This is a genomic window from Cytobacillus solani (assembly GCF_006704205.1).
GTDB lineage: Bacteria > Bacillota > Bacilli > Bacillales > Cytobacillaceae > Cytobacillus > Cytobacillus solani.
The window spans coordinates 4,735,626-4,754,398 of record NZ_CP041305.1 but is presented as its reverse complement, the minus strand read 5'-3'; the positions used below and the strand labels follow the sequence as shown (position 1 = coordinate 4,754,398).

Genomic DNA, 18,773 nt, shown 5'->3' with positions numbered 1-18,773 from the left:
GAAAAAACGTTTTTTGAAAGGAAAAAATATTTCATAAAATCAATTTATACGCAGTGCGAGCTTAAAGTGAACTAAATGATAGATGTGTATAAAAAAACAAAGTCCAAGAGGATTTGGGAAATGGACTTTTTTCTTAGAAAATTATTTATTTTCAGGTGTTTGTAAGTGTAGTGGCGGTGGGATTAACCAACCTTTTTCCTTGTTAAGTTTTAAGAATTTTGCACCTAGAAGAGTTTTTGCTGTGTGAAATTGACCGAACATTAAGGCGATATCTTCACGAATGTATTGTCCAATTATTTGGCTACATGCTACAAGACCAGCAGCAATATCTTTTGAAATTGAAGCACTAATTTCAGGGTCTGCAAATCTTGCTCCTACAGGGATACTTTCGAGATCAGCAGTTGGACGATCTGGGGGTGTAGGAGGGAGTCCTACTCCCTTTACTTTCAGAAGCTCTTCGGTTTGGCTAATTTCCTGTTTCAAACCTTGAATTGCCTCTTCAATAAGTTTTTTGAGGTCATCATCACCTGTGTGATTAGCAAAGATTTGGTAGCCAGCATGAAGACCTTTAGCTACAGATAAGTAGCTCCAAGCACCAAAGACTTCACCATAATGCATAGGTTCATTTTGAGGGTTACCGCTTAGAATTCCCATGAAAACACTCCTTAAATTGAAAGACATTATTAGCTTTCTCCTTTTTGTTGGATATTCATATCCACAAGGATTAGTTTTCAACGGTAATTAAAAAATATACCAAAATTTGTTTGCGTAGAAATTAATAAACACAAGGTAGGTTCTGTTGAGTAAGAAAATAAAAAAGCCAGGATTTCTCCTGACTATACCCACTTCTATTTTAACACGGGAGGGATCCATTTGGTGGGAAAACAATTAACATTTAAGCTTCCTGAAATAGATAGAGAAGCTACGCAGCAAAACGTTGAAGAAGCGATTGAAACTTATCGCATATATTTACTCACTGTTCCAGAAGAAAAACTTCCTAAGATAACGGCTACATATTCCCTTGTTCCACCATCAAACACCAATGGATTTCATTCAACAACTGAGGATATAGCCATACAAAGGGCAGATGAAGAACGTGAGCGTATCGAATATGTAGAATGGTTTCGAAAGGCAGTAAATAGATTATCACCCAAGGAACGGGAAGCTTTATTCATCAGATATTTAGGCGAAGAAGAAGCTTACGATTATGAAGTCTATAACCAACTAGGCATGAGTGAATCATATTACCATCGTAAATTTAAACCGATTGCCCTGGTAATATCGTTCAAATAACAGGCCAAGGTACAACTAATAACCCTTTATTGTTTGGACCAAACCCAATGTATACACTCAATTTAAACGGTGTAATGAATAATAAGACTATTTCAGTCGTTATCACTGGAAATAACAACACATTCGTTGCTTCTACCACACAACTAGGGAATGGTGAATTAGTGGTTGAGGATTGTCCTACACCTTAAAAGAATCCAGTTCCTATTTATTTTCAACCAAATTGAAGGTTAGATTTATCATCACGTGATCGTTTTATTCAAGAGATAGGGAATTTGGAACAAGCCGTAACAAATTGCAGTTTCATAAGATGCTGTTCAGCTTGAAAGACTGTTGAAATTAGTAATAATAAAGAGATTATTTTAGAATTTCAATTAGTTAAATTCCTTGATCTTAGCAGTGTAACTGCTAAGACAATTACCAATGTAACTGCAATTGAGATACCTGCGGTAGGAATTGAAGGGATAGTGATCTTATCTTTCACCGAATTAGAAAGATAAGAAAGTTTGAAGGGACCGATAAATAATTCAATATATATGTTAAACACACCTTTTTTAAACAGGTGTGTTTTTATGTAATTGGATCAACGAACAGAATGATAGACCTCGGTTTCTAGCACTTAGAAATATTTACATTTACTGAGCCTTTGTTAAGAGTGCAAGCTGCTATTCAACTGCATCAAAGTTTTTAACGAGACAATGACTGATTACTGAGAAATCCTTGATACTCTGATATAGGAGTGTCTACTTTGTATAAAGTATGGAATATTCAGAAAAATATATTCAAAACTAATTAAACATACTATATAATGAAACAAAAATATATAAAATGTAAGTCTACTAAAGGGATGGATGAAAAATGAAGGTAAGTTTATTTGCAACATGCCTTGTTGATTTGTTTCAGAGCAATGTGGGAAAAGCGACGGTTGAGCTGCTTGAAAAATTAGGATGTGAGATTGATTTTCCGGAATCTCAAGTTTGCTGCGGTCAGCCATCTTATAATAGCGGCTATATAAAAGAATCCAAAGAAGCAATGAAACGAATGATTGAAACCTTTGCAGATGCGGATTATGTCGTTTCACCATCTGGATCTTGCGCATATATGTTCCATGAATACCCGCGTATTTTTAAAGATGATCCTATTTGGGAACATAGAGCAAGGGAACTAGCTGAAAAAACATATGAACTAACACAATTCATAGTGGATGTATTAAAGGTCGAGGATGTTGGAGCTAGATTTGATGGGAGTGCGACTTACCATACGTCGTGCCATATGACGAGATTACTAGGTGTAAAAAAAGCACCGATGATTCTATTAAACAATGTAGAGGGTCTGAGAATGACTGAATTGCCTGGAAAGGAAAAGTGCTGCGGCTTTGGCGGAACATTCTCGGTTAAAATGGCTCAAATATCAGAGCAAATGGTAGATGAAAAAGTCACACATATTGAAGAAACACAAGCGGATTATTTAATTGGGGCTGATGCTGGATGCTTAATGAATATTGGCGGGAGAATTGATAGAAAAGGAAAACCGATAAAGGTTCTCCATATTGCTGAAGTATTAAATAGCCGTTAATGTGCATTTAAATGAGTAAATGATATTGGGGGAATCGTGTATGCCGATGAAAATAGGTTCAGAAGAATTTAAGAACCGTGTGGATAAAGGAATCCATGATTCATTTATGCGTGGTGCTGTCGCGAGTGCACAGGATGGGATCGGACAGAGAAGGCAGGAAGCGGCTGATGAACTTGGCAACTGGGAGGAATGGCGTTCCCATGGAGAGGAAATACGGCAGCATGTGTTAGCACACTTGGACTATTACTTAGAGCAATTAAGCGAAAATATAGCAAGATGTGGAGGGCACGTCTTTTTTGCTCGAACGAAGGAAGAAGCAAATGATTATATACGAGAAGTAGCCCAAAAGAAAAAAGCGAAGAAAGTTGTCAAATCAAAATCGATGGTGACAGAAGAGATAAATTTAAATTCAGTCCTGGAAAATGCCGGCTGTGAAGTAGTCGAAACAGATCTTGGAGAATACATCCTCCAAATTGATGATCATGATCCGCCTTCACATATTATTGCACCAGCTTTACATAAAAATAAAGAACAAGTTCAAGAGGTATTTACAAAAAAACTTGGTTATAAAAAGTCAGCTAAGCCTGAGGAACTTGCATGGCATGCCCGTAAAATGCTGAGAAAGGAATATTTAATTGCAGATATTGGTATTACAGGCTGTAATTTTGCTGTGGCTGAAACAGGTTCCATCTGTTTAGTAACAAATGAGGGAAATGCAGATTTAGTTACTGCTTTGCCCAAAACACTAATTACGGTTATGGGGATGGAACGAATTGTTCCAACCTTTGAAGAAATGGAAGTTCTCGTCTCTCTTTTAACTAGGAGTGCGGTCGGTCAAAAATTAACAAGCTATATCACCTTGTTTACAGGACCAAAAGCAGAAATGGAAGTCGATGGACCTGAAGATTTTCATCTAGTCATTTTAGATAATGGCAGATCCAATATTCTTGGCGGGGAATTTCAATCCATCTTGCAGTGTATTCGCTGTGCTGCTTGTGTAAATGTCTGTCCTGTCTATCGCCATGTAGGCGGCCATTCCTATGGTTCGATTTATTCAGGTCCTATTGGTGCCGTTCTCTCTCCTTTATTAGGAGGCTATGACGATTACAAAGAACTCCCTTATGCATCAACACTTTGCGGGGCATGTACAGAGGTCTGTCCAGTGAAAATCCCTTTGCATCAGCTCCTTCATAAACATCGTGAAGTTATTGTTGAAAGAGAAGGAAAAGCACCAATATCTGAAAAGCTGGCAATGAAGGCATTTGGCTTAGGGGCTGCATCACCAGCTTTATATAAAATTGGCTCCAAAATTGCACCGGCGGCTATGAATCCTTTTACCATAGGAGACAAGATTTCAAGCGGTCCAGGACCATTAAAAGCATGGACAGAAATTCGTGAATTCCCTGCGCCAAATAAAGAAAGATTTAGGGATTGGTTCAAAAATCGTGCAAAGGAGGATTATTAATGATTTCGAATATGATACAAAATCGCGATGAATTTTTGAATCAAATTGCTGATCGGCTTGGACGAAAGCGAATCTCCTCTACGATAGTGAGACCGCAGTGGAAATATCGCCCTCAAAAAGAAGTATTAAAAAATGCCACACAGGACGAATTATTGGATGTGTTAAAGGAACAATGTAAGAAAATCCATACAAGTTTTTGCATTACTGCTCTTAAAAATTTACCTGCTGTCTTAAAAGATGTTGTATCAGGATATGGCGGCGGTCCCATTGTTACTTGGAAGGATAAACGTTTTTCCCAGTGGGGATTAGATACTTTTCTAAAAGAGGAATGGGAAAGCTATGAGTGGAATCCCACAAAGGACGAGGAAAACATTAAAATAGCCGAAAAAGCGAATATAGGTATTACCATTAGTGAAATTACACTTGCAGAATCCGGAACAGTCGTTTTATTTACGGATAAAAACAAAGGCAGAACGGTAAGCTTTTTACCTTCGGCATACATTGCTCTCATCCCAAAAAGTTCAATCGTTCCGCGGATTACACAAGCAGCTGTGAAAATGAGAGAAATCTATCATACTACAGGTCAGGTTTCATCCTGTATTAATTTTATTACTGGACCAAGCAATTCAGCGGATATTGAACTGAAATTAGTTGTTGGCGTTCATGGGCCTGTTAAGGCGTATTATATTGTAATTAATGATCTCTAATTATAGATATTTAATTGAAGGGGATGGGTGTCTTTAGACCTATTTGTAGATTCAGCAGATATAAAATATATTAAATCTGTACAAATGTTGTTGATTTAGATAGAATAACAACAAATTCATTCCACCCCTCAGTCTAGTTACTGAGGGTTTTCTTAATAAAAGAAAGAGATGATGACATTGGGAAAACTTTATGCAATTGGTGAGGTATTAATAGATTTTGTTCCATTACAAAAAGGGCTGCCTCTTAAAGATGTGATTTCCTTTGAAAAAGCCCCAGGAGGAGCACCAGCAAATGTAGCTGCAGCTGTGGCAAAATACGGAGGACAGTCTTCGATGATTACAAAAGTAGGCGAGGATCCATTTGGTGATTTTTTAATAGAGAAGCTAGAAAGTTCAGGTGTGGAAATAGATAGAATACGAAGGACAAATGAAGCAAAAACAGGGGTAGCTTTCGTATCATTGAAAGAAGATGGGGAAAGAGATTTTTCTTTTTATCGTCATCCTTCAGCAGATTTGCTTTTACAAGAAAAAGAAATTGATTCGAAATGGTTTGAGCAGGGGGACATTCTTCATTTCTGTTCAGTTGACTTGGTGGAAAGTCCGATAAAGCAGGCTCATAAAAAAGCGATAAATGCAGTCATTGATGCGAATGGTTTAGTCAGTTTTGATCCCAATGTCCGGCTCTCCTTATGGGATAACCCTGAAGCATGCCGAAGTGCGATCATTGAGTTTATTCCCCATGCTCATTTAGTGAAAATATCTGTTGAAGAGCTAGAATTTATTACAAACAAATCCAAAATGGATGAAGCCATTCAATCAATCTTTATTGGGAATGTAAAGGCAGTGATATATACAAAGGGAGCTGCAGGTGCTGATCTATACATAAGGGAATACAAATATGAATCAATAGGATACCCTGTAGAAGTAGTTGATACAACGGGGGCAGGGGATGCGTTTATTGGTGGAGTTTTATATAAGCTACTAGAAATGAGAGCATGCCCATCAACTTTGGAGGTAATTCTCCAAGAAAATCATGCTGAAATCCTATCATTTGCGAATGGAAGCGGTGCTTTAACTACAACTGGAAGAGGAGCCATTTCCTCTTTGCCAACAAAAGCGGCAATTTCAGAATTAATAAACGTATAAGATTCATAAATATTATATTTATTACTGATTCTAAAATGAATGAACAACAATTAGAAGAAAGGGGATAAAAGTCAAAATATCAAAGCGTTTAAATTGTTATTAATTTACCGTATATTGGAATTTTGTGAAAAAATGAGCATTTTTCTTCCTATTTACACTATCTGCATAGTAGAATATTAGTGTCAATCGACATTAATCGACATGTGGAGGAGAAGAAATTGTTCAGACTAAGGAAACAGCGAAATAGTGGTAATAAATGGTTAGGATCAATGTCAGTATCGAAAAACCATATCCTTATCTCTCCAACCCCAATGGTAAAAGAAAAGCTTTCTATGATTCATTTAGAGGAGAAAGATTTAGAAATCATTGCAAGTATTCAGCCATTAGTAGAAAAGTACGTTGACAAAGTTGTGGATGAGTTTTATAAGACAATTTTACAAGTAGAAGAGCTGCGGACGATCATTGAAATGCACAGTAGTGTTGATCGTTTACGACAAACTCTTCGAACTCATCTAATTGATTTATTTGAAGGCAGGGTCGATTCTGCATTTTACGAAAAGCGTATCAGAGTAGCAAAGATACATTATCGAATTGGGCTAAAGCCTGCATGGTATATGGGTGCATTTCAAAATCTGCAAAATGCCTTATTTCAAAATATAATGGAAGAAGTGCAGGACTTAGGAGAATTACAGAAAATTTGGACGGCTGTTTCCAAGGTCTTAAGTTTAGAGCAACAACTTGTATTAGAAGCATACAATGAAGAAACTGAACAAAAAATACAGTCTACTTTCACAGATGGACAGAAGGATTTACAGCAAAAAATTTTTCATGTCAGTCAAACTCTAGTTGCTGTTTCAGAAGAAACGCATGCTTCTGTAGCTTCTTTAATAACTAATAGTAAAGATGTAAGTGAATTAGTGCAGAACAGCTACACTCAAGCGAAGACAATCCAAAGACAAGTGAAAGAAGGACAAAATACACTTCTTACATTATTGGAGAATGTTAATCAAATTAAAAAGGAGATTCGCTTAATGAGAGAAACGGTTTCTCATTTAGCACGTTCATCTGAAAAAATTACTGAAGTAGTCCGTCTTGTTCATATCATTGCAGACCAGACCAATTTACTTGCCTTAAATTCTGGAATTGAAGCAGCAAGGGCAGGGGAATATGGGAAAGGATTCGCTGTAGTTGCACAGGAAGTTAAGAAATTGGCAGAAAAAACAAAAAGCTCGATAGCAGATATCCAATCATTAATCGATACTTCGCAAACCTATACAGCTAAAGTGACAAATACTTTAATAAAAGTCGAAGATGCAGTTCGTATAGGAGGAGATGTATCCAAATTAACGGATGAAAATTTCCAGACAATCCGTTTATCTATTGAAGGAAATGAAATGAACTTGAATAGAATGGAAAGCCAAATGGAGAATTTAGTAAAAGTTATTGAAGAAGTAGACAAATCTACAACACAGGTTGCCTCATCGGCGGAGTCTCTAAACAAAGTTATGAATTTAACGAAGTAATACGAAACAATCAGATATAAAATTTGTTAAATATAAAAAATAAGGAGTGCAGGGAAATCCTGCGCTCCTATTATATTTCATTAAGCAGATTCATGATATGGAAACAAAAGAGTATTTAAGTAATAAAAAACAGGGAATAATTCCCTGTTTGCTATAAGGAGCAAGATTGTTGCGGTCTCTTTGGTCTTCTTACTAATTCACCACCACAATTCGGACAGATATTTTTCATTTCTTCTGTACAAGGCAAGCAAAAGGTACATTCATGTACACAAATAAAAGCTATTGAATCTTTCTCAATTGGAGACGTACAACGCTCACATTCTTTTCTCATTTCTAAAGCCATTTTAATAATCCCACCCTTGAATAATAGTTATGATTGTCTATTTTACTTCAAGGAAAAATATTGAAAAGGTGCAGATTTCGAAAAAATTAGAAGGACAGATCTAAAAGATGATGACTATTAGCTACTTAATAAGCAATCAATTAATCAAGGAGGGAATATAGTGAAAGTTTATAAACTCTAACTTTTAACGAGACAAAAGATAGATAATGTTTTACAGTTAACTTATTAAGTGAACTTAAAAAAGCAGTGAAATACTTCACTACTTAACCTTAAAATCCATAAATCTTATTTGAGCTTATTTTGAACAACGGAGGGCATATCATTCAGTTGCACCTCTTCCCAAGATTTCACATAAGTTCTTTTGGTATCAACTTTTAAGTATGCGCCTTCCCGTAATTGTTTACTGGCAGTGAAAGTAATCTTTATTTTCTTGCCATCTTCATTAATTCCTTCTAAGGCATATTCGTATGTTGATTGATTTATTTTTTTTCCAGTATGATCAATCTTTACGAAAACATCCTTTTGAGGGATAAAAGGGTTTAACATATCTGCAAGTTCGTTCTTAACCAAAAGAGACATAGACAAAACAATTATAACTGCAACAACCAAAAATCCAATTGTTATCTTTAATACTCTCATTTTCTAGAAATCCTCCTCATCTTTTTTAACATTTTACAAGGAATAGAAAATAATATCCTTCGATTATGGTTACATATTAAAAAATGAAGTGACAATATTGTCACTTTCTAAGTAAAAATGTTAAATATTTGTTGAAAATTGGAGTATGATACAAAAGGTAGGGTTCGTATCATTTATTAATGCTATTATTTTTATATCTTGAGAAAAGGGGATATAAAATGGGCATTAATTTTGTTAAAGTTGAAGTTTTATTTATCAGAAGAGTTTATTGTGCAGCTAAGGAATAAATTAAATGAAATTGGTGTTTTAACAGAAGGGAAATATGACAATGTTATTTACTATACAATAGTTAATGGTTATTGGAGACCATTAGAAGGATCAACTCCATTTGATTGGAGAAACAGGGAAAATTTCTTTTTGTACAGAATGTAAAATGGAATTTAGGTGCCCGAATAAGGATATAGAACTTGTGAAGAAAATAATCAAGGATGTACATCCATATGAGGTACCATTAATTAATGTACTACCATTATTGTAAAAGGATGTAAGGAAATAAAAGATAATTAAAGATCAATATTTTGACAGGTACAAATGACTTGATTATAATTAACATGTAAACAGTTGATATATCAACTAATAAGGATGATGCAATTGAAATACATACCATTGGATAATATTGGGGTCTTTATTCATACGATTGATTTAGAAATCACAAACTATGTAAATAATCGTCTAGCTTCTTTTAAGTTAACTTCCGAGCAAAATTTAGTTATGGCGCTTTTATGGGAGCAAGAAGGAATTTCCCAAAATGAAATTTCGTCAAAATTAAATAAGGATAAAGCTAGTATAGCAAGGATGGTTTCGACTCTTGAAAAAAAAGGTTATCTTCGCAGAGTAGTATGTCCAAGTGACCGACGCTCAGTTGAAATATATTTAACAGCAGAAGGAAGAAAACTTGGAGCAGAAGTTATTCCAATTAATAAGGAAATCCTTCAAGTGATTACAAGAGGGATGACGATTGAGGAAATTTCTGAACTACATACCCTTCTCATAAAAATTCGTGATAATGTAAATCAATTATAGACTGTTGGTGTAGCAACTGCATGAGGTTGATGTATCAAATGATATTAAATAAACTGGAGGTATAATTCTATGAAAATTGTTGCAATTGTTGGTAGTATCCGAAAAGAATCATATAATTTGAAACTTGCTAAGTATGTGAAGGAAAGATATAAAAACTCTTTTGAGTTGGAGATCCTACCTATTGCAGATCTTCCTCATTATGACCAAGATATTGAATTGAATCCCCCTGCCGTTGTTATAGAATTTAAAAGGAAAGTAGCAGAGGCAGATGCTGTTCTATGGGTGACACCTGAATATAATTATTCCATTCCAGGTGTATTAAAAAATGCAATAGATTGGTTATCACGTGTCGAAAAAGTCATGATTGGGAAACCATCTTGGATCATGGGTGCGACAATGGGAGCTCTAGGTACAGTAAGGGCTCAGCAGCATTTGCGTGATATTCTATTTTGCCCAGGTGTTGGTTCACCGCTTTTACCAGGAAATGAAGTGTATGTTGGTGTTATTCATGAAAAGATGGACGAATCAGGCAATCTTACACATGAGCCTACGGTTAAATTTCTAGATATGGTTGCTGATAATTTTATGAGCTGGTTAAATCAACAGCAAAAATAAATAAAAAATACTCCCTGTCTAAGCGATAACAGGGAGTATTTTCTATTTAATATATCTATCGACAAATCCCCAAATAATATGCCAATATTTTTCAGGATCTACTTTTTCAGCTTCTCCATGGCCAGCGCCTAGAATAATTAATTAATCCTTATGATACCAAACTTTTTCACATAAACAACCCTTTCATTTAAACCCATTCTTACTATGATTATTTCATTTTAGTAAAAAAGGGAAAAAACAATAAAGCTTGAAGAATTCTTCAAGCTTTGGGTCATTTAAATTGGATTATTCTTTTTTCTTGTTTTTGTCATCTTTATCATCTTTTTTCTTATCAGGCATTGAACGATAAAATTGCGTATTCATACTGCCTTGAACAATATTTTCTAAGAAGAATTCACTGATAAGTTTTAAATAATCCTCGTCATCGAACATTTTTTTATTTTGTAATTCCATTTCTGCTAATCCTTCATAGGTGGAAAGAAGAGCATATGTATGATCTTGTCCAGTAATAGGGGTTAATATGTCTACCTTGTGGTCAAATTTTTCGTTTCGAAAGTTCTTTATTGCTGTTAAATTTTCTAACCCTTCGTTGAATTTATCCTGTTTCAATTGAAATGTTTGGTACACATATACTGTCAATTAAAGCCCTCCCGATTATGAATATACTCTCTTCTTAGTATCTCCATTTCTTATTTTTTATAATCTGCAAACGCTGTTAACGCAGGACAGATGAAAGTAAATATTAGTGATGCTTTTTCTGTAAGGTTGAAGAAGCAAAGGAAATTCTTCCCCAATCAAAAGATAATGTATACAAGTGGTGACCTGATGCTTTAATTGCCATGAATGAGGGAAATAAGAACAAATCTGCTGAATTTAAGTCCTGGCTAAAGGATCCTAAATTTGTGAAGTATCTTAAGAAAAAGTGTTGATTGTAGGGAATTGTCCAAGCAATTTGTTTGATTTGAAATAATATAGTATGGAAGATCTCCTCCTTAAGGTCTGTGGTCTACCTTTGAAACCGTTCATCATGATTTAGATGATGAGCGGCTTTTTTCATTTTCATTCTGGAGGATCTGTCTCAAAAGTCTTAGAAATATGGTAAAATATATAAAATATTTCTAAAACAGCATGAAATGAGGAACAATAATGAAGATCACTGTAAGAAAAAAGTTAATTTTTGGATTTTTATTCGTGCTATTGTTATTTGCAATTGTTGCAGGCATTTCAAATGTTCAACTTAAAAAAGTAAATGAGTGAGGAATTAGCAGCAGGTGCTGAACAAAGTGCAAATGCTTCAGAGCAGGTAGCTCAGATTACTCAGCAAAATGCAGCCAGTATAGAAAGGCAAATTTCCGGTTTTCAAGAAACAACAAACTCTATCCACCAGATGAATATAAGTATACAAGAAATAACAAAAAGCAGTATAGAAATGAAGGATGTCACAGAAAAAGCAAATCTTCTTACAATCGATGGAGAGAAATCTGTTGGAAATATAGTTAAGCAATTAAACGAAGTGAATAAATCCGTCGAAAGTGCAGCTAAAGCCATCCATTTACTTGAAAGTCGTTCAATAGAGATTCGTAATATTATAGGAATGATTACAAATATTGCGGAACAGACCAATCTATTAGCATTGAATGCGGCTATTGAAGCGGCTAGGGCAGGAGTACATGGAAAAGGTTTTGCTGTAGTTGCTGATGAAGTGCGTAAACTTGCAGAGGAATCAAGGATTTCGGCAGAGCAGATTCAGAATATGATTGAAATGATCCAACTAGAGACAAATCAGGCTGTCCATGCAATGAACGAAAGCAATAATCATGTATTGGTTGTACTTGAAGATTCGAGGAAAACAAGGAGCGCTTTCTCGGAAATAGCTGAAACTATGGAGGAAACGACAGGGAAAGTAACCAATGTATCTATTCTTCTTGAGAAATTATCAGATCTTTCTGTTCAAATTACGAAAGTGATATCAAATGTTAAAGATATTTCCGAACAGAACATTATTGCTATGGAGGAAGCATCTGCTGCTACGGAGGAGCAATTGGCAACGATGGAAGAAGTTTCTGCTTTATCTTCATCGCTTGCAAAGATCGCAGCAGAAATGCAGTTCGCCGCATCAAAGTTTAAACTATAATAATTATGGATAAAAAAGGTAATTCTATGTGACTTAAAGGAAGTACTAGCATGATGCTAGTACTTTTTACATTTTTCGGCAGATACTTACTCTTTTTTCTTACCATTTTTGTCAAAGAAGGTCTGTTTAAGCATTTGATGACCTAATACGGCTACACCTGCAGCAATGATTCCATTAATGAGCCCTATGAAGGAAAATCCAAACGCAAAACTTCCGATGAGGATAGAGACTAGCAAAATGACCCAGATAATCATCCAATTAGGGATAGCTGGTGTTTGTTTTAAAGCGAATCCAAGCACCCATAGAGCGGGAACGAGCATTAGGTAATTTTGGTTTAAATAAGATAGTAAATCCAACGTGTTCACCTCCTTGCTTGTTTCCTACTATTCTATGAAAATTGGAAGTTTTTGTTTGTTTCTTTATCCAAGGTTACCCGACACATACAAATAAATCTGCTTTTATCATGTCCTTTTCTCTTCTTTACTTATATATAAAGGGTGAGGGGAGGTGAAAAACATGGCACAAGCTTTGATGGTTGACTCAAAAATTCGACTAAGCTTTGAAACAGGTTTGAATGACAAAGGTGAACCTGTTTATAAGTCGAAAACAATCGGGAATGTAAAGAAAACGGCAAGTGCAGATCAAATTCATGAAACAGCTCAAGCACTTGCCTCTCTCTGCAATGACCCACTTGTAACAGTTGTAAGGAATGACAGTTTTGATATTGTTGGGTAATAGCGATGAATTCTGCGAGTAAGAACAAATATTTAAGAGGAGGTGAAATCATGGCAAAATCATTAGAATTATCTTTCTTAACAGAGAACGGGAAATTATCCAAGCTTTCAATCGATAACCCAAAGGAACCAATCAATCCGGCTGCAGTTAAGCAAGCCATGGAACAAATAATTTCTGCAAATATTATTCAAACCGTGAATGGGGACTTAGTTGCCTCTGAAGGTGTAAGAGTCATTGAAAGGAATGTCACAGATTACAAATTAGTATAAGCATCACTGGGCTGTTCATGTGTATGAACGGCCCTTTTCAAATAGTTGAAGAAAGGAGTTTGGAGGATGGAAGAGTTAATCCCGTTCATTAGCGAAGTTGGCTTTCCGATTATTGTGACGCTCTTTTTGCTGCACCGAATTGAGGCAAAATTGGACGTAGTGGTTACATCAATTCAAAGCCTTCCCGAACGACTGAAAGAATAGATAACAAGACTACCATTATCACTTGTAAGATTGACTTATTTTTCTAATAGTGTTAAATTTAATGTAGCCGTTATGCATCGTATTATATTTTTGCAAGCCGATTTTTCCAAAGATTTAATCGTTTGGATGAGTAATGATGAGTAAAAGTTATAATCGTTGTGAATGGTGAATTAACACATGGCTAGTTATTGCCAATAGGAGGATTTTTTCTTATGAAAAACGGTAAAGTTAAATGGTTTAACGCTGAAAAAGGTTTCGGATTCATCGAAGCTGAAGATGGAAACGACGTATTTGTACATTACTCTGCTATCCAAACTGAAGGTTTCAAATCTTTAGAAGAAGGCCAAGAAGTATCTTTCGAAGTTGTTGAAGGTGCTCGTGGACCACAAGCTGCTAACGTAACTAAACTATAATTGACAAACTAATAATGAAACAGTCCTGTTCTATTGGCGGGACTGTTTTTTTATTTATCTGCGCATTAATTTTGGTGGAATATTTACAGCTAACATTGGATTTCATAGAAAAGTTCTGCAAAAGGTGCATTCAAATGATAAATTTCAGGAAATTGAAGAAGGGCAAAGTCCCCTGCATCCCCGTGATCTGCACTAATCGAACCAGGCACCTAAAGGGTGTCTTATTTTTTCCTCTAAAAGAAGAAATCTCATAAATGATGAATTTTGATATAATGATTGATAAGAGCAAGTAAGGAGATGAGAATGGAATGAAATTTATTCATACGGCTGACTGGCATTTAGGTAAGCTTGTTCATGGCCTATATATGACAGAAGATCAGCGGTACTTTCTAAATAAATTTGTTGAGTTAGTAGAGGAAGAGCAGCCAGACGCAGTTGTTATCGCGGGAGACTTATATGATCGCTCAGTTCCGCCGACAGATGCTGTCGAACTGCTCAACGAAATTCTATTTAAAATAAATGTAGAATTAAAGACGCCTATTGTTGCTATTGGGGGCAATCATGATAGTGCAGAGAGACTATCATTCGGAAGTTCGTGGTACAAGCAAAGTCAATTCTTTTTAACTGGCAAGCTTGAAATGGACATTCAGCCGATACATATACATGGTGTGAATTTTTACCTTGTCCCATATGCAGAACCAGGTATGGTTAGACATCTATTAAATGATGAATCTATTCATTCGCACCAAGATGCAATGAAAGCTGTCATTGGAAAAATAGAACAACATTTGAACCCTAATGAGCCGAATGTTTTTGTTGGACATGCCTTTGTCCTTGGAGGTCAAACGAGTGATTCAGAGCGAACATTATCTGTTGGAGGCTCTGGTTGCGTGGGGTCAGAATTATTTGAGCCATTTTCCTATACAGCATTAGGACATTTGCATAGTCCGGATGCGATTAAGCACCCAACGGTCCGCTATTCAGGTTCCCTCTTAAAATATTCCTTCTCAGAAGCCAAACAAGAGAAATCAATTTCGATTATTGAAATGAAGGACAATGGCCAATTTGATTTACGCATCCGTTCTATTACTCCGAAGAATGATTTACGGGAGCTTGAAGGTCATCTGGATGAGCTGATGGATCCAAGTATTTACGAGAAACAAAATGTGAATGATTACTTGAAAATTATTTTACATGATGAAGGGGCGTTAATTGATCCAATAAATAAGCTGCGTCAAATCTATCCGAATGTGCTGCATCTTGAACGGAAAATAGCCATGACGGATATGAAGAAAAAGCAGTCTTTTTCCTCAGTAAAGGAAGACAAGAAGTCCGAGCTTGAGCTGTTTAAACAATTTTATGAGGAGATGACGACTTCGGAATTTACAGATGAAAAAAATATAGTTATGGCTGAAGTAATCGAGAAAACGTTAAAGGAGGAAGCCGGAAGATGAAACCGTTAAAATTAACGATGCAAGCATTCGGCCCGTATGCTGGATGCGAGCATATCGATTTTACGAAGCTTGGCAGCCGGACAATGTTCGTTATATCAGGTAAAACCGGTTCAGGGAAAACAACCATTTTTGACGGGATCAGCTATGCGATTTATGGGAAGGCAAGTGGAGAAGATCGAAACGGACCTGATCTTCGAAGCCAGTTTGCTAAAGATGAAACAGTGACAGAGGTGTCATTAGAATTTACATTAAGAAACAAAACCTATTTCATTACGAGATCTCCGCAGCAGGAAAAGAAAAAAGCACGTGGAGATGGATTTACAACAATAGGTGCAAAGGCAGAGTTATATGTATATGACACAGATGGAAATAGACAGCTACTTGCCGCTAATGTTCGTGATGTGGATGAAAAAGTAAAAGAAATTATGATTATTGACAGTAATCAATTTAGACAAATATTAATGATACCTCAAGGGGAGTTCCGAAAGCTGCTCACATCTGAAAGTAAGGATAAGGAAGTGATTCTGCAGCGACTTTTCCACACACAAATCTATAAACGGATTGAAGAAAAATTAAAGGAAGATGCAGTTGTACTCAGAAAAATGGTAGAAAAGCAAGTGGAGCATCGGAACCAGGCCATCCAAAATATCCATGTACTTTATAATGAAGAGCTAAAAGGATATCAAGCTGCTGGCAGTTTAAATGATCATCTTATTATGCCATTATTACAGACAGAAATTAGCAAAATGTCAGAGGAGCTTGAGAAACTTGCAGATTACTTAAAGATAAAGCAAGAGGAAAGAAATGCTCTTCAGCAAAAGCTATATGAAGAAGAAGCAATTGCTAAACAGTTAAAGGCAAAGGATGATTTGCAAAGCAGGAAGGAAGAACTTGAAAAGGAAATAGAAAAATACTCTCACATCGAAGTGCAAATCAATCTCGCTCAAAAAGCTGCAGTCCTTGCACAGCAGGAAGAACTTTGCCATCACTTGAAAAAAGAAGTAGATGCAGCAAATCGTGAGCTTTCCATATTAAAGGAGGAAATTTCTCATCTTACTATCCAGCTCAAAGAGCAGGAAGAGAAATGGGAAGCTGAAAAAGAACGTGAGCTAGAAAGAACGGCAATTGGCGAGCAAATTAGTTATTTGAATAATTTAAAGTCAGATATTCAATCTTTTGCAAGTGTTCAAAAGGAAGTGCAGGAACTAGGAAGGGAGCTTGAAAATTGTTCAAGGGAGAAGTCAGCATTAGAAGAAATGGAAAAAAGGATTGACAAAAACATTCTGGCCTTAAAAGAAGAAAAGCAGGAGATCGATCATAATCAGTTAAAGTTAGTAGAAGTCTCACACAAGCTAGAAAAGTTAGCTGGAGAAATTTCACTTATTATTAAATTTGAGGACCAAAAATTCCGATTAGAACAGGCAACTAGTCAATTTGAAAAGAAAAAAAAGTTTTTGGCTAATGCTGTTGCAAGGTTAGCTGATGCCAAGAGTATGACTTTGGAAGTGGAACAAAAATGGCTTCATGGACAAGCTAGTTTACTTGCGAGTAAGCTACAGGATGGGGAAGCATGTCCCGTATGCGGCTCTGAACATCATCCAAAAATTGTAACTACAGCAGCTGAAATTCCAAATGAAAAAGACATTAAAATGGCCAAACAGCAATATGATGAAATTGAAAAGGAAAAGGGCAGTGCTGAAAAAGCTTTTTATGAAGTTCAATCCATTATTCTGTCATTAAAGGAAACGGTAAATAATAGTATCGAAGATATTCAAAGACAGCAGCCCGATTTATCTCCTGCTGATTTTCCAGTATATAAACATACAATCATGTCAAAGCGACAAGAGTTAGAAGCAACACATCTATTGCTGACAAAAAGTGTTGAGCGGCTTTCCATTTGGGCAAAGGAATTACAGACATTCGAACAGGATAAAGAGAAAAATGATAGTGAACTTCAAAAAAAGAATGAGCAGTTAAATGAAACGACCATTCTATATACGGAAAAGAAAACGTATTTAAAACGAATGATGGAAAGCATACCTGAAGACCTCCGCACCATTGATGCTTTTGAAGCGCGTCTAATGGAGTCTGTAAAAAAACAAAATGAATTAATGCATAGATTAGAATCGGCTCAGCGTTTGTATCAGGACAGCAGAGAGAAATTACTATTAGTAAAGACGAAGTATGAAACTATTGAAATGAATACGAAACAAACAAATGAGCAGCTAGTAAAAGAAAGAGCAGCATTCGTTGACCGCATGAAGGAACAAGGCTTTGCAGCTTATGGAGAGTATAATGGTGCAAAAAAATCGGATCAAGAAATCAAGCTGCTGGAGAAAGCATTCATCGAATATCGTGAGGAAGTTCGTTCAGTTAATGATCGCTACAATGAATTGCACGAGCTGTTAGCAAAGATTGAGAAACCAGATATGGATAAGCTAAATGCTGCGTTCACTAATATTGATGTGCAAATTCGATCGCTGCAGGAAACATATACAAATCTATTTATGAAAAAAAGAGATAATGAGGAATTAGAGAGTAAAATAAATCAAATTAATGAAGAAATGAAGGCACTTGAAGAAAAATACAAGGTAATTGGCCATTTGTCAGAGATTGCTAAGGGCCAAAACACATATCGGATTACTTTCGAAAGATTTGTTTTAGCTTCGTTTCTTGACGACATTCTAAATGAAGCAAATAGCAGGCTTAGAAAAATGACGAGTGGAAGATATGAGCTTATCAGGAAAACGGATCGCTCAAAAGGTAATGTTCAAAGTGGTTTAGAATTGCTCGTTTTTGACCAATATACAGGTCAGGAGCGTCATGTGAAAACATTATCTGGCGGTGAAAGCTTTAAGGCTGCACTTGCACTTGCTCTAGGGTTAGCAGACGTAGTGCAACAATATGCTGGAGGCGTCTCACTTGAGACTATGTTTATTGATGAAGGGTTCGGTACCCTTGATCCGGAATCGCTTGATCAGGCTGTTGAAGCATTAATTGATATCCAAAGCAGCGGAAGACTTGTCGGGATTATTTCACATGTACCAGAACTTAAAGAGAGAATTGACGCAAGGCTGGAAGTCGTTGCAGCTCAAACAGGGAGCAGGACAGAATTTCAGTTTTTAACATAATCATTTACAAAGGATAGGATTCTACAATTCTATCCTTTTTTTAGCAG

At 36.0% G+C, this 18,773-nt stretch carries 23 protein-coding genes and 1 pseudogene; 18 read left to right on the top strand and 6 right to left on the bottom strand.

Translation table 11 applies throughout. The annotated features are described in order from the left end of the window. Window positions 1–141 precede the first annotated feature (141 nt). On the bottom strand, window positions 142–654 hold the full coding sequence (locus tag FI644_RS23855; RefSeq protein ID WP_142108889.1) for a DUF3231 family protein: 513 nt from the start codon (window positions 652–654) through the stop codon (window positions 142–144). Window positions 655–876: 222 nt separating this feature from the next. On the opposite strand from FI644_RS23855, the gene FI644_RS23850 reads away from it, so the two are divergent. The 7 genes from FI644_RS23850 (at window position 877) to FI644_RS27260 (ending at window position 7,706) form a co-directional block, all read left to right on the top strand. Next, window positions 877–1,293 (top strand): ArpU family phage packaging/lysis transcriptional regulator, encoded by a 417-nt coding sequence (locus FI644_RS23850; RefSeq protein WP_056684387.1) that lies wholly within the window; start codon window positions 877–879, stop codon window positions 1,291–1,293. A 47-nt stretch (window positions 1,294–1,340) separates the two neighbouring features. Next, the gene (locus tag FI644_RS26665) at window positions 1,341–1,481 is read left to right on the top strand and encodes a hypothetical protein (protein ID WP_156319107.1); all 141 of its coding nucleotides are present in this window, start codon (window positions 1,341–1,343) and stop codon (window positions 1,479–1,481) included. A 667-nt stretch (window positions 1,482–2,148) separates the two neighbouring features. Continuing rightward, complete coding sequence (locus FI644_RS23845; protein ID WP_053475803.1) at window positions 2,149–2,865, top strand: (Fe-S)-binding protein; 717 nt, start codon at window positions 2,149–2,151, stop codon at window positions 2,863–2,865. Window positions 2,866–2,905: 40 nt separating this feature from the next. Then, a complete protein-coding gene (locus tag FI644_RS23840; RefSeq protein WP_053475804.1) occupies window positions 2,906–4,330 on the top strand; it encodes a LutB/LldF family L-lactate oxidation iron-sulfur protein in 1,425 nt (474 codons plus the stop codon). 2 nt (window positions 4,331–4,332) lie between these two features. Then, complete coding sequence (locus FI644_RS23835; RefSeq protein ID WP_053477511.1) at window positions 4,333–5,037, top strand: LutC/YkgG family protein; 705 nt, start codon at window positions 4,333–4,335, stop codon at window positions 5,035–5,037. Between the two features lie 177 nt (window positions 5,038–5,214). Beyond that, entirely contained in the window at window positions 5,215–6,183 is a 969-nt protein-coding gene (locus FI644_RS23830; RefSeq protein WP_053475805.1) for a carbohydrate kinase family protein, read from the top strand. A gap of 218 nt (window positions 6,184–6,401) precedes the next feature. Further along, complete coding sequence (locus tag FI644_RS27260; protein ID WP_053475806.1) at window positions 6,402–7,706, top strand: globin-coupled sensor protein; 1,305 nt, start codon at window positions 6,402–6,404, stop codon at window positions 7,704–7,706. Between the two features lie 151 nt (window positions 7,707–7,857). Here the strand turns inward: FI644_RS27260 and FI644_RS23820 are convergent, their stop codons facing one another. Beyond that, window positions 7,858–8,049, bottom strand: coding sequence for a DUF1272 domain-containing protein (locus FI644_RS23820; RefSeq protein ID WP_075209138.1), 192 nt, complete (start codon window positions 8,047–8,049; stop codon window positions 7,858–7,860). Between the two features lie 285 nt (window positions 8,050–8,334). After that, complete coding sequence (locus FI644_RS23815) at window positions 8,335–8,688, bottom strand: YxeA family protein (protein ID WP_053475807.1); 354 nt, start codon at window positions 8,686–8,688, stop codon at window positions 8,335–8,337. A 231-nt stretch (window positions 8,689–8,919) separates the two neighbouring features. Between FI644_RS23815 and FI644_RS27000 the strand changes: the two genes are divergently transcribed. From FI644_RS27000 to FI644_RS23800, 4 genes are all read left to right on the top strand, one after another. Continuing rightward, window positions 8,920–9,120 (top strand): hypothetical protein, encoded by a 201-nt coding sequence (locus FI644_RS27000; RefSeq protein WP_231690058.1) that lies wholly within the window; start codon window positions 8,920–8,922, stop codon window positions 9,118–9,120. 1 nt (window position 9,121) lies between these two features. Then, window positions 9,122–9,226 carry a hypothetical protein gene (locus tag FI644_RS27435; RefSeq protein ID WP_342668479.1) on the top strand — a complete coding sequence of 35 codons (105 nt, stop codon included), beginning with the start codon at window positions 9,122–9,124 and terminating at the stop codon, window positions 9,224–9,226. Between the two features lie 113 nt (window positions 9,227–9,339). Further along, a complete protein-coding gene (locus FI644_RS23805; RefSeq protein WP_231690059.1) occupies window positions 9,340–9,771 on the top strand; it encodes a MarR family winged helix-turn-helix transcriptional regulator in 432 nt (143 codons plus the stop codon). A gap of 69 nt (window positions 9,772–9,840) precedes the next feature. Next, window positions 9,841–10,386 (top strand): NADPH-dependent FMN reductase, encoded by a 546-nt coding sequence (locus FI644_RS23800; RefSeq protein ID WP_053475809.1) that lies wholly within the window; start codon window positions 9,841–9,843, stop codon window positions 10,384–10,386. Window positions 10,387–10,428: 42 nt separating this feature from the next. On the opposite strand, the pseudogene FI644_RS26995 reads toward FI644_RS23800, so the two are convergent. Continuing rightward, window positions 10,429–10,527 (bottom strand): annotated as a pseudogene (locus tag FI644_RS26995) (alpha/beta hydrolase); the annotation flags it as partial. A gap of 144 nt (window positions 10,528–10,671) precedes the next feature. Beyond that, on the bottom strand, window positions 10,672–11,025 hold the full coding sequence (locus tag FI644_RS23795) for a hypothetical protein (protein WP_053475810.1): 354 nt from the start codon (window positions 11,023–11,025) through the stop codon (window positions 10,672–10,674). A 610-nt stretch (window positions 11,026–11,635) separates the two neighbouring features. On the opposite strand from FI644_RS23795, the gene FI644_RS23790 reads away from it, so the two are divergent. Then, the gene (locus tag FI644_RS23790; RefSeq protein ID WP_053475811.1) at window positions 11,636–12,520 is read left to right on the top strand and encodes a methyl-accepting chemotaxis protein; all 885 of its coding nucleotides are present in this window, start codon (window positions 11,636–11,638) and stop codon (window positions 12,518–12,520) included. 86 nt (window positions 12,521–12,606) lie between these two features. On the opposite strand, the gene FI644_RS23785 is transcribed toward FI644_RS23790, so the two are convergent. Beyond that, a complete protein-coding gene (locus FI644_RS23785) occupies window positions 12,607–12,885 on the bottom strand; it encodes a phage holin family protein (RefSeq protein ID WP_321172054.1) in 279 nt (92 codons plus the stop codon). Window positions 12,886–13,036: 151 nt separating this feature from the next. On the opposite strand from FI644_RS23785, the gene FI644_RS23780 reads away from it, so the two are divergent. The 6 genes from FI644_RS23780 (at window position 13,037) to FI644_RS23755 (ending at window position 18,726) form a co-directional block, all read left to right on the top strand. Next, a complete protein-coding gene (locus tag FI644_RS23780) occupies window positions 13,037–13,255 on the top strand; it encodes a DUF1659 domain-containing protein (RefSeq protein ID WP_142108888.1) in 219 nt (72 codons plus the stop codon). Between the two features lie 50 nt (window positions 13,256–13,305). Continuing rightward, window positions 13,306–13,524 (top strand): DUF2922 domain-containing protein, encoded by a 219-nt coding sequence (locus FI644_RS23775; RefSeq protein ID WP_053475813.1) that lies wholly within the window; start codon window positions 13,306–13,308, stop codon window positions 13,522–13,524. Window positions 13,525–13,590: 66 nt separating this feature from the next. Then, window positions 13,591–13,728 carry a YvrJ family protein gene (locus FI644_RS23770; protein ID WP_053475814.1) on the top strand — a complete coding sequence of 46 codons (138 nt, stop codon included), beginning with the start codon at window positions 13,591–13,593 and terminating at the stop codon, window positions 13,726–13,728. A 212-nt stretch (window positions 13,729–13,940) separates the two neighbouring features. Beyond that, on the top strand, window positions 13,941–14,141 hold the full coding sequence (locus FI644_RS23765; RefSeq protein ID WP_053475815.1) for a cold-shock protein: 201 nt from the start codon (window positions 13,941–13,943) through the stop codon (window positions 14,139–14,141). 308 nt (window positions 14,142–14,449) lie between these two features. Beyond that, window positions 14,450–15,595: an exonuclease SbcCD subunit D gene (locus FI644_RS23760; protein ID WP_053475816.1), complete on the top strand. Its 1,146-nt coding sequence runs from the start codon at window positions 14,450–14,452 to the stop codon at window positions 15,593–15,595. Beyond that, window positions 15,592–18,726, top strand: a complete 3,135-nt coding sequence (locus FI644_RS23755) for an AAA family ATPase (RefSeq protein ID WP_053475817.1) — start codon at window positions 15,592–15,594, stop codon at window positions 18,724–18,726. Before FI644_RS23760 ends, FI644_RS23755 begins: the two co-directional genes overlap by 4 nt. Window positions 18,727–18,773: the final 47 nt, after the last annotated feature.